At 59.6% G+C, this 10,364-nt stretch carries 9 protein-coding genes and 1 pseudogene; 1 reads left to right on the top strand and 9 read right to left on the bottom strand.

What is annotated here, in order from left to right:
• Positions 1–134: 134 nt before the first annotated feature.
• Positions 135–302 (top strand): annotated as a pseudogene (locus AKN84_RS45925) (transposase); the annotation flags it as partial.
• 194 nt (positions 303–496) lie between these two features.
• Here AKN84_RS45925 and AKN84_RS23470 read toward each other — a convergent pair.
• The 9 genes from AKN84_RS23470 to AKN84_RS23435 all read right to left on the bottom strand — a co-directional run bounded on the left by AKN84_RS23470 (position 497) and on the right by AKN84_RS23435 (position 10,364).
• On the bottom strand, positions 497–1,744 hold the full coding sequence (locus tag AKN84_RS23470; RefSeq protein ID WP_050422967.1) for a cysteine desulfurase: 1,248 nt from the start codon (positions 1,742–1,744) through the stop codon (positions 497–499).
• Positions 1,741–3,063 carry a Fe-S cluster assembly protein SufD gene (gene sufD, locus AKN84_RS23465; protein ID WP_050422966.1) on the bottom strand — a complete coding sequence of 441 codons (1,323 nt, stop codon included), beginning with the start codon at positions 3,061–3,063 and terminating at the stop codon, positions 1,741–1,743. The genes AKN84_RS23470 and sufD overlap by 4 nt, the downstream gene beginning before the upstream one ends.
• Positions 3,064–3,082: 19 nt before the next feature.
• The gene (gene sufC / locus AKN84_RS23460) at positions 3,083–3,835 is read right to left on the bottom strand and encodes a Fe-S cluster assembly ATPase SufC (RefSeq protein ID WP_050422965.1); all 753 of its coding nucleotides are present in this window, start codon (positions 3,833–3,835) and stop codon (positions 3,083–3,085) included.
• 71 nt (positions 3,836–3,906) lie between these two features.
• Entirely contained in the window at positions 3,907–5,403 is a 1,497-nt protein-coding gene (sufB, locus tag AKN84_RS23455) for a Fe-S cluster assembly protein SufB (protein WP_050422978.1), read from the bottom strand.
• Between the two features lie 192 nt (positions 5,404–5,595).
• Positions 5,596–5,790 carry a 4Fe-4S dicluster domain-containing protein gene (locus tag AKN84_RS45920; protein ID WP_128971097.1) on the bottom strand — a complete coding sequence of 65 codons (195 nt, stop codon included), beginning with the start codon at positions 5,788–5,790 and terminating at the stop codon, positions 5,596–5,598.
• A gap of 641 nt (positions 5,791–6,431) precedes the next feature.
• A complete protein-coding gene (ald, locus tag AKN84_RS23450) occupies positions 6,432–7,544 on the bottom strand; it encodes an alanine dehydrogenase (protein ID WP_050422964.1) in 1,113 nt (370 codons plus the stop codon).
• A 401-nt stretch (positions 7,545–7,945) separates the two neighbouring features.
• On the bottom strand, positions 7,946–8,992 hold the full coding sequence (hypE, locus tag AKN84_RS23445; RefSeq protein WP_050422963.1) for a hydrogenase expression/formation protein HypE: 1,047 nt from the start codon (positions 8,990–8,992) through the stop codon (positions 7,946–7,948).
• Positions 8,989–10,131, bottom strand: a complete 1,143-nt coding sequence (gene hypD / locus AKN84_RS23440; protein ID WP_050422962.1) for a hydrogenase formation protein HypD — start codon at positions 10,129–10,131, stop codon at positions 8,989–8,991. The genes hypE and hypD overlap by 4 nt, the downstream gene beginning before the upstream one ends.
• Positions 10,128–10,364 (bottom strand): HypC/HybG/HupF family hydrogenase formation chaperone, encoded by a 237-nt coding sequence (locus AKN84_RS23435; protein ID WP_094193819.1) that lies wholly within the window; start codon positions 10,362–10,364, stop codon positions 10,128–10,130. The genes hypD and AKN84_RS23435 overlap by 4 nt, the downstream gene beginning before the upstream one ends.

Raw genomic sequence — 10,364 nt, 5'->3', positions numbered from 1 at the left:
AGCAAGCCCGGCCAAGTCCGCTATGCCGCCGAAAGCGGAAGCATATGCAAAGCGTTACCGGTACGGCCGCGGGGCGTTGCCGGTTGATGGCGCGGCCCGAGAACATGATTCAAGCTTCGAAACTGGAGCCTCGAATCATGCGCTACGAACTCAGCGATTACGAATGGACCGCCATCAAACCGATGCTGCCGAACAAGCCGCGCGGCGCTCAGCGCGTAAATGTCCGTCGCGTGCTTAACGGCATCTTTTGGGTCCTGCGTTCAGCTGCGCCATGGCGCGACCTGCCGTTAGAACTACGGCCCCCGCGCTCGACGAAGGCGGACGCAAAGGAAAAACGGCTGCAAGGTGCCCTGGCCGACCAGGCTTGCCAATGCGAACTTTGCTTGCCGAGACCTCAGGTGTTGACCTTCTGCGATGACGATGATCAGGCACTACGTCATTCTACTTCGCAGCTCAATGCAGCCTCCCTCTCACCTTGACGCAGCACGCCCGCCGATCACGCCAATAGCTGGCGTGCCTTGATAAGTGCGCGCGCGAGCACATCAATTTCTTCACGGGTGTTGTAAAGTCCAAGGGACGCACGGCATGTTGCCAGTGTGCCGAAGCGCTTGAGCAGCGGCATCGCGCAGTGCGCCCCCGCCCGCACCGCTACGCCGGCGCGATCGACGACGGTGGCAATATCGTGCGCATGCGCACCTTTCACATCAAACGAGATGATCGGCCCCTTCTCGGCCGGCGTCCCGATCATGCGCACGAAGTTGATGTCCCCGAGCTTCTCCTGCGTGTAAGCGAGCAGTGCGCTCTCGTGCTTGCGGATCTGCACCTTGCCTATCGAATTGATGTAATCCACGGCTGCGCCCAACCCGATCGCCTCAACGATCGGCGGCGTACCCGCTTCGAACCGGTGCGGCGGATCCCCATAAATGACGCCGGAACGCGAGACCTCGCGGATCATCTCGCCGCCGCCATTGAAGGGCGTCATCGATGCCAGATGCTCGGATTTTCCGTAAAGCACGCCGATCCCGGTCGGACCATAGAGTTTGTGGCCGGTCATGACGTAGAAATCGCAATCAATGTCGCAGACGTCGACGCTCAGATGGACGCATCCTTGCGAGCCGTCGACCAGCACCGGGATACCACGAGCATGTGCGACCCGCACAAGGTCTTTCACCGGCAAGACCGTGCCGAGCACGTTCGACATCTGTGTGATTGCGACCATCTTGGTGCGCGAGGTCAGCAGTCGTTCAAATTCATCGAGCAAGAAGTTACCGTCATCATCCACTGGAGCCCATTTGATGACTGCACCGAGCCGCTCCCGAAGAAAATGCCATGGCACAATGTTGGAGTGGTGCTCCAAAATTGACAGAACGATCTCATCACCCGAGCTGATGCGCTCACGACCAAATGTCTGTGCGACCAGATTGATCGCCTCGGTCGCGCTGCGGGTGAAGATGATCTCTTCGTTCAAACGCGCGTTCACAAACCGCGCTACTTTGGTACGGGCGCCCTCATACGCCTCGGTCGCCGCATTGGCGAGATAGTGCAAGCCACGATGAACATTGGCATATTCGCTGGAGTACACCTGCATCATGCGGTCAAGTACCGCATTTGGCTTTTGCGCGGACGCAGCGTTATCGAGGTAGACAAGCGGCTTGCCGTACACGGTCATGGCCAGCGCCGGAAAGTCACTGCGCAGACGATCGACCTCGTAACGACCATTGCTGACCGCGGGATGTTCGCTCATTGCCGTTCCTGCAGCCAGTGTTCAGCTTGCGCGGTCACAAAATCGCGCAGGTTATCGGCCAAGATCTCCTCAATCGACTCTCCAATGAACGCTTTAATCAGCAACATCTGCGCATCCTTCTCGGACAGCCCCCGCGCGCGCAAATAGAATACGAGGTTGCCGTCTAGCGCTCCTGAGGTCGCTCCGTGGCCGCAGGTCACGTCGTCGGCCGAGATTTCAAGTTCCGGCTTATTGTCCGCCTCGGCCTGATCGGATAAGAGCAACGCTCGGGTCGACAGGCTGGCGACGGTCTTCTGGGCGACGGGACGAACAACGATTCGGCCCTGAAACACCGAGCGGCCGCAATCATCAACGACCGCGCGGAACTTCTGCCGACTGGTGCAATGCGGCACGGCGTGGTCTACCACGATTGTTGTGTCGGCGTGCAGTTTATCTTTGATGAGATTAACCCCGTTCGCAGAGAGCTTGGATCCCTCGCCACCCAGCGTCACGAATCCCTGATAGCGATTGATGGAGCCGCTGCACGTCATGCTGAAGAGATCGAGCTTAGCTCTGGTGCCGACCGCGATGATCCCCGACGAGATGTTCACCGCATCAGCGGCGTCAGCCGCTATGCGGAGATGCGAAAGGCTCGCCTCGTCCCCAGCCAGGGCGATTAAGACATCGTTGGCCTGATAGCCGCTCGCGCCTTCGGCCGAGATGAAACTTTGCACCACGGTCGCATGCGCCCCTTTATCGAGCTGCAGATATGAGCGTGTAAAAGCGGACACCGACGATCCCGTTGCGACCTGAACGATTTGAATAGGGCGTCTAATCGTGTTGCCTTCGGCAATCGAAATTACCAAACCATCTGAGGCCATTGCCGCATTGAGCGAGATCACCGCATCGTCCGTCGTCGAAAGCACCAACCCGGCCATTGCGCCAGTGGCCGAATTCTCCAACACCTCTCGCAGTGACTGCACATGGAGCTCGTTTTCCAGCTCGCCGAGATCCGATAGCTCAGGCGCGAATATGCCGTCCACCAAGACCAATTTGACCGCCTGATCGACAGCCACTAGCCTGGCCGACGCCTTTGCGCGCGCCAACGCCGCTGCATCCGGTCGCGGAGCGAGTGGCAACACCTCGCCGATCAGGGTACGAAGATCCGTGTATCTCCAGGCCTCCATGCGCCGATGCGGCAGGCCGGCGCGCTCATAGGCTTCGAATGCCCTCGCACGGATATGGGGGACGAGGCCCGCGCCAGGCAACCGTCCGAGCGCGGCTGCGAGAAAATTGCTCGTTGCGCACCCGGCATCGGCCTTAGCCAATACTTGCTTCATGGGGAAATCCCTTGAGCCGTCAGGCCGCGGTTTCGAACTGGGCGTAGCCACAGGCCTCGAGTTCCAGCGCGAGTTCCTTGCCGCCACTCTTCACGACGCGGCCTTTCGACATCACGTGCACATAATCGGGCACGATGTAATGAAGGAGCCGCTGATAGTGGGTGATCACGATCATCGCCCTTTCCGGCGAACGCAGGCCGTTGATGCCGCTCGCGACAATACGCAGAGCGTCGATATCCAGCCCGGAATCGATCTCGTCCAGTATGCATAGACTCGGCTCGAACAACGCCATCTGCAGTACCTCGTTGCGCTTCTTCTCGCCGCCCGAGAAGCCGACATTGACGCCGCGCTTGAGCATATCCCGGGTAATGTTGAGTGACCCGGCCACCTCACGGATCTTTTTCAGAAATTCGGGCGTGGATAATTCCCCTCGGCCGCGCGCCTTGCGCTGGGCGTTCAGCGCCGTGCGCAGGAAGTTCATGGCGGTGACGCCGGGGATCTCGACCGGGTACTGGAACGCCAGAAACACGCCCTTGGCGGCGCGCTCATTGGGCTCCATCTCCAGGAGGTCCTCGCCCCTGAACAGGATCTGGCCGCCCGTGACTTCATAGCCCGGCTTGCCGGCGATGACGTGCGACAGCGTCGACTTGCCGGAGCCGTTCGGCCCCATGATCGCGTGCACTTCGCCCGCATTGACCATAAGATCGAGGCCACGGATTATTTCACGACTGTCGACACCAACATGCAGATCTTGGATTTCGAGCAGCGTCATTTTTGATCTGATCCCTCAAAATGCGTCGTCCGGAACGGCGAGCCGCGTTCGGGGGCTCGCGGGACGTTTGGTTATCCGACAGATCCCTCGAGAGAGATCGAGATCAGCTTCTGCGCCTCCGCTGCGAACTCCATCGGAAGCTTTTGCAGGACATCTTTCGCGAAACCGTTGACGACAAGGCCGATGGCCTGTTGCTCGCTCAAGCCTCTTTGCAAGCAGTAGAACAGCACGTCCTCGGAAATCTTCGACGTCGTCGCTTCATGCTCGAACGTCGCCGAGGAATTCTTGGCCTCGACATAGGGCACGGTGTGCGCGCCGCACTTGTCGCCGATCAGGAGCGAGTCGCAGGCGGTGTAGTTGCGCGCGCCGGTCGCCTTGCGATGTGCGCTGACGAGGCCGCGATAGGTGTTCTGCGACTTGCCGGCAGCGATGCCCTTGGAGATGATCCAGCTCGACGTGTTCTTACCGAGATGAATCATCTTGGTGCCGCTATCGACCTGCTGGAAACCGTTCGAGATCGCGATCGAGTAGAACTCACCGCTCGAATTGTCGCCGCGCAGGATGCAGCTCGGATACTTCCAGGTGATCGCCGAACCGGTCTCGACCTGGGTCCAGGAAATCTTCGAGTTCTTGCCGCGGCAGTCGCCACGCTTGGTGACGAAATTGTAGATGCCGCCCTTGCCCTCGGAATTGCCGGGGTACCAGTTCTGCACCGTCGAATACTTGATCTCGGCGTCATCGAGCGTGACCAGCTCGACCACCGCGGCGTGCAGCTGGTTCTCGTCGCGCTGCGGCGCGGTGCAGCCTTCGAGATAGGAGACGTAGGAGCCCTTGTCGGCGATGATCAGCGTGCGCTCCAACTGGCCGGTGTTGCGCTCGTTGATACGGAAATAGGTCGACAGCTCCATCGGGCAGCGCACGCCCGGCGGCACGTAGACGAACGAGCCGTCCGAGAACACCGCCGAGTTCAGCGTCGCGAAGTAGTTGTCCGAGGTCGGCACCACGGTGCCGAGATATTTCTGCACCAGATCGGGATGCTCGCGGATCGCCTCCGAGATCGGCATGAAGATCACGCCGGCCGCCTTCAGCTCCTTCTGGAAGGTGGTCGCAACCGAGACCGAATCGAACACAGCATCGACCGCGATCTTGCGATTCGGCGTCTGTTCGCCACCGGGCGGCGGCTCGACGCCTTCCAGGATCGCGACCTCGCGCAGGGGAATGCCGAGCTTCTCGTAGGTCTTGAGGATTTCCGGATCGATCTCGTCGATCGACGACAGCGTCTTCTTCGGCTTCGGCGCCGCGTAGTAGTAGATGTCCTGATAGTCGATCTTCGGATAGTCGACGCGCGCCCAGGTCGGCTCGGTCATGGTCAGCCAGCGGCGATACGCCTCCAGGCGCCACTCCAGCATCCAGGCCGGTTCATTCTTCTTTGCGGAGATAAAGCGGACGGTGTCTTCCGACAGCCCCTTCGGGGCCTTGTCGGATTCGATCTGCGTCTCAAACCCATATCGATACTGGTCGACGTCGATGCGCCGGACGCGCTCGACCGTCTCTTGTACAGCTACCATTGCCCACTCCATTCGCGCATGGACGCTCTCCGACGGCGATGATTGCGTCGCCTCTCCTCCGAGCAGATCGCCCAAGTCACGGCCGACTTGCAGCCAGGGTGTGAAAGAGCTAGGAGACCGACCCAAAAGGTAGCCGCCCTCGATAGGATTTCGATCATGTCTTGCGCCGGAGGCCCCCGTCGGCTACTCGATCTATGCTGGCACACAGGTATCGGGCACCGGACAAACGACGGCGCATTGCGGCGCATCAAAATGCCCTTCACATTGAGTGCACTGGCTCGGATTGATCACATATATGTCGTTCTTCAGGCTGATCGCGGCATTAGGGCATTCGTACTCACACGCACCGCAGACCGTGCATTGTGACGCGATTATTTTGTAGGCCATCACTCCGATTCCATAAGCAAAGGTGCGGGACTTCGCCTTGCCTTCAAGTCTCATGCCAAGGAGTCTTGTGCTTGATTTGTCTCGGCTACTTTCGATAGCGCAAGCCGCCGCCTCGACCAGGTGTCGTAAACCCTACAATCGGCATCGCAGCTGCTTGATCTCGTAGCTTGCGCATTGTCGAGATTTCGCGATAGCCAGCGATCATGTGAAGGGGTTCGCCAATAAGACGCAGCTCGGCTCGACCTGACGTGGCGGCGGAGCGCTTTTGAAGTGGTATCGATTGTAGCCGTGCCACCGCCTCGGTGGGGATCGCAGATCGCCCTCTGGTGATGGCTCTGCTCACCCGGACAGCGGCAGCGAAGGCACCACGATGTCAATCGGGCGACGTCGTCATCGGCTCAACCAACGCCTCCATATCGCAACCAGAAAAATCGTCGCGATGGCGCTAGATAAAGCCGCTCCGGTGATCGAGGCCCCCTGGCCGAGCCGGCGCACGCAAATGTTCAAATCTCGCAGATTACGGCCGCGCTCGGCGTCGCAAATAAATCTCAGCGGATCCCAGCAGATTGACAGAGCCGAAAAAAAGCCACCCCGGAGGGTGGCCCAAGTTAGGGAGGAAACGCCCGTAGGGGCCTCTGGGATCAGGCTGCAGCCTGCTCGATCGGTGAGAACGGGAGCCCGAGACTGTCGGCCACCGCCTTGTAAGTCAGCCGGCCTCGATGGACGTTGAGGCCTGCACGCAAATGCGGATTTTCCAGCACGGCGGAAAAACCCTTATTGGCCAGAGCCAAGCCAAACGGCAGCGTGGCGTTATTTAGCGCCTGGCTCGAGGTCAACGGCACGGCGCCGGGCATATTGGCCACGCAATAATGAATGATGCCATCCACTTCATAGGTTGGATCGGCGTGAGTGGTTGGGTGCGAAGTCTCAAAACAGCCGCCCTGATCGATAGCGACATCCACGAGCACGGCCCTCTTACGCATCGAGCTCAGCATGCTCCGGCGGATCAGCTTCGGCGCACTCGCACCTGGAACGAGCACGGCACCAATCACAACATCGGCCGCAAATACCTCTTCCTCCACAGCTTCGATGGTCGAAAACCTGGTTCGAACGCGCCCTTCGAACAGCTCATCCAACTCGCGCAACCGAGGTATCGAGCGGTCGATGATGCTCACCTCTGCACCCAGACCGACCGCCATCCGTGCCGCGTGCGTACCAACGACGCCACCACCGATCACCACGATGCGGGCCGGCTGAACACCGGGCACGCCACCGATCAACAGCCCTCGTCCGCCTGCACTGCGCTTTAGGGCGCTACCCGCCGCTTCGACCGCGAGCCTGCCTGCGACCTCGCTCATCGGAGCCAGCAGCGGAAGGCCACCATGGCCATCAGTCACGGTCTCATAGGCGATCGCGGTGCAACCCGATTTTAGAAGCCCCTTGGCCTGCTCCGGGTCCGGTGCCAGATGCAGATATGTGAACAGGATCTGGCCCTCCCGCAGCTGGCTCCATTCGGACGGCTGAGGCTCCTTGACCTTCACGATCATTTCGCTCGATGCGAATACCTCAACTGCAGAATCCAGAATCGCTGCGCCGGCGCTGCGATAATCGTCATCGGTTGCACCGATGCCAGCGCCGGCATTGGTCTCGATCATTACGCGGTGTCCTGCTGCCGCGTATTCGCGGACGGCTCCAGGGGTCAGGCCCACTCGATATTCGTGTGCCTTGATTTCCTTGGGAACTCCGACCTTCATTTGCAAACTCCCTGCCTAGTGAGCCTTTCTAATTGAAAGAGCGCAGCGATATTGCGACGCAGCAGCCCAAATTGCGCAGGAATTCAGCGATCTTTGACCAGCCGTGCAGGTTTTCGATGCCGAATGGGTTGAGCGACCGTGCTCGCTAAGCTTAACCGTCGTACTCCGCGATGGAGATGACGCGCTTAATCGGATTCTCGGCTCGCGGAAAAGTTAATAATGATTCCAGTCTTGCCGACCTTGTTAAAGAACGAACAACGTAATCTGCCAGTGAGGCAGGATTTGCCCAGCGGCTGGATTGTTTGCCACCGCTGATGGCCAAATGACCATTGATCATCAATCTGATTCCTAGATGCGCACGCTTGACGCCTTCATGCTCGTCGCAAATGGGCGTGGATTGTTCAACAAATCCGAGGCAACTGTTCGCCTGACAACCAATCGACGATCCGTCCGCCGCCGAAACTGGTCGCTATCTGCACAAATTTGTGATCGTCAGCTACCGTCTCGCCAATATCAGCAGCATCGCGTCCGAGCGGATGCGCCTTCATAGCTGCAAGCACTGCATCGGCCAAATCGGGCGCGACGATCGCGACGAGCTTGCCCTCATTGGCGACATGGATCGGATCAAGCCCAAGGAGTTCGCAGGTTGCCGCGACCGCTGCCTTCACCGGAATGGCTGCTTCCTGTAGACGGAAGCCAAGGCCCGATTGATGCGCAATTTCGTTGAGGGTTGCGGCAAGACCGCCGCGCGTGGGGTCGCGCATCACCCGGATGCCGGCGCCGCCAGCCGCAATCATAACGGCGACAAGGTCATGTAGCGCTGCGGAATCCGACACGATCTCGGTTTGAAACGCGACGTTCTGGCGTTTTGACATGATCGCCACGCCATGGTCGCCAAGGCTGCCGGACACCAACACACGGTCCCCGACCATAGCCTTATCGGCGGAGAGATCGAACCCGTGGGCCAGAGCCCCGATTCCGGTCGTGGAGATAAACAGACCATCAGCCTTGCCGCGCTCGACGACCTTAGTGTCCCCCGCAATGATGTAGACGCCCGCGCCGCGTGCTGCCGCGCCCATCGAATCCGCAATCGTCTTCAGATCAGACAGCGGGAACCCCTCCTCAATGATGAAGCTGGCCGACAGATAGAGAGGGCGCGCGCCGGACATCACGACGTCGTTGATCGTCCCGTGCACAGCGAGTGAGCCGATATTGCCGCCAGGAAAGAACAGCGGCGAAACCACATAACCGTCGGTCGTCATCACCATTTTACCCGTCGCAACGTCAAAGGCCGATTGATCATTGCAGCGGGCAAGCCATTCATTACCGAAGGCTCGGTGAAAAAGGCTGGAGATCAGCTGTGCCATCGCTCGTCCCCCGGCCCCATGGGAAAGATCAACGCGTCCGTTCTCGAGATCGAGCTTGCGTTGATAGCCCTGTACGCTCATGACGTTCGCCTCACCTGATCATCGCGAACCCGGCCATATGTCCAATACGCCGCACAGGCGCCTTCCGATGAGACCATGCAGGATCCTATGGGAGTTTCCGGCGTGCAGAGGGTTCCAAACAGCTTGCAATCGACTGGCCGCTTGGCGCCGCGCAGGATGGCGCAGCACTCGCACGCCGGATTGTCGGCGACCCGCAGTTCGTGCATCGCAAAACGCGCCTCCGCGTCGAACCGCGCGTAGGCCCGCTTCAGCTTCAGTCCACTATTTGGTACGAAACCGAGCCCGCGCCATTCGAACTGCTCACGCGGTTCGAATGCCTGCGAGACCTCGTCTTTGGCGCGCCGATTGCCTTCACGCCTCACTGCACGGCTGTATTGGTTCTCCACGTCGTAGCGGTCTTTGTTCACCTGTCGCACCAGCATCAGGATCGCCTGCATCACGTCGAGCGGTTCAAATCCCGCGATCACGATCGGCTTGCCGAATTGTTCCGCCAGGAGCTCGTAAGGCTGCGTCCCGATGATCGTGCTGACATGTGCAGGCCCGACGAAACCGTCGATTGCAGCCCCGCCGATATTGCGGATCTTCGGGTTCTCGAGAATGCTCTGCATCGCAGAGGGTGTAAGCACGTGATTGCAAAACACGCTAAGCCTCTTCAGCCGCTTCTTCTCGGCTATCCGGATCATCACGGCCGTCGGGGGTGTCGTGGTCTCAAATCCGATGGCAAAGAACACGACCTCGCGGCTCGGCGCCTGTTCGGCGATCCGGATAACGTCGAGCGTCGAGTACACCATCCGGATGTCTGCGCCGAGCGCCTTGGCTCGCAACAGGGACTGTCCTTGCGAGCCAGGCGCCCGTATCAGATCGCCGTAGACGCAAAGTGTGACCTCCGGCCGCTCGACGAGACGAATCGCCATGTCGATCCGGCTGGCAGGTAGAACACAGACCGGACAACCGGGCCCGTGGATCATGCGCACATTCGCGGGCAGCAGATCCTCAAGGCCATAGCGTGATATGGCATGAGTGTGTCCACCGCAGAATTCCATGAACCGATAGGCTTTTTGCCGATCGGCTTCGGCGCTAATCGCAGCGGCGAGCCCCTGCGCAAGGGTCTTGTCGCGAAATTCGTCGGTATATCTCATGGCCGGAGTTCCTGCCCTGTGCTGCCTAGCTCCTGCAGGAGCTCCAGCGTGCGCTTGGCTTCTATCGGATCGATCTTGGCCAGCGCATACCCAACATGGACAAGGACGTGATCACCGACGTCGAGCTCGTCGATAAGAGCAATCGATATCTCCAGGCTAACACCATCGATGCACACGGCGGCCATGTGGTCAGGAAGAATTTTTACGATCTTTGCCGGAACCGAAAGACACAT

It is taken from the genome of Bradyrhizobium tropiciagri (assembly GCF_001189845.1).
Lineage (GTDB): Bacteria > Pseudomonadota > Alphaproteobacteria > Rhizobiales > Xanthobacteraceae > Bradyrhizobium > Bradyrhizobium tropiciagri.
Note: the sequence above shows the minus strand (reverse complement) of the source record. Positions and strands in the feature narration are given on the sequence as shown.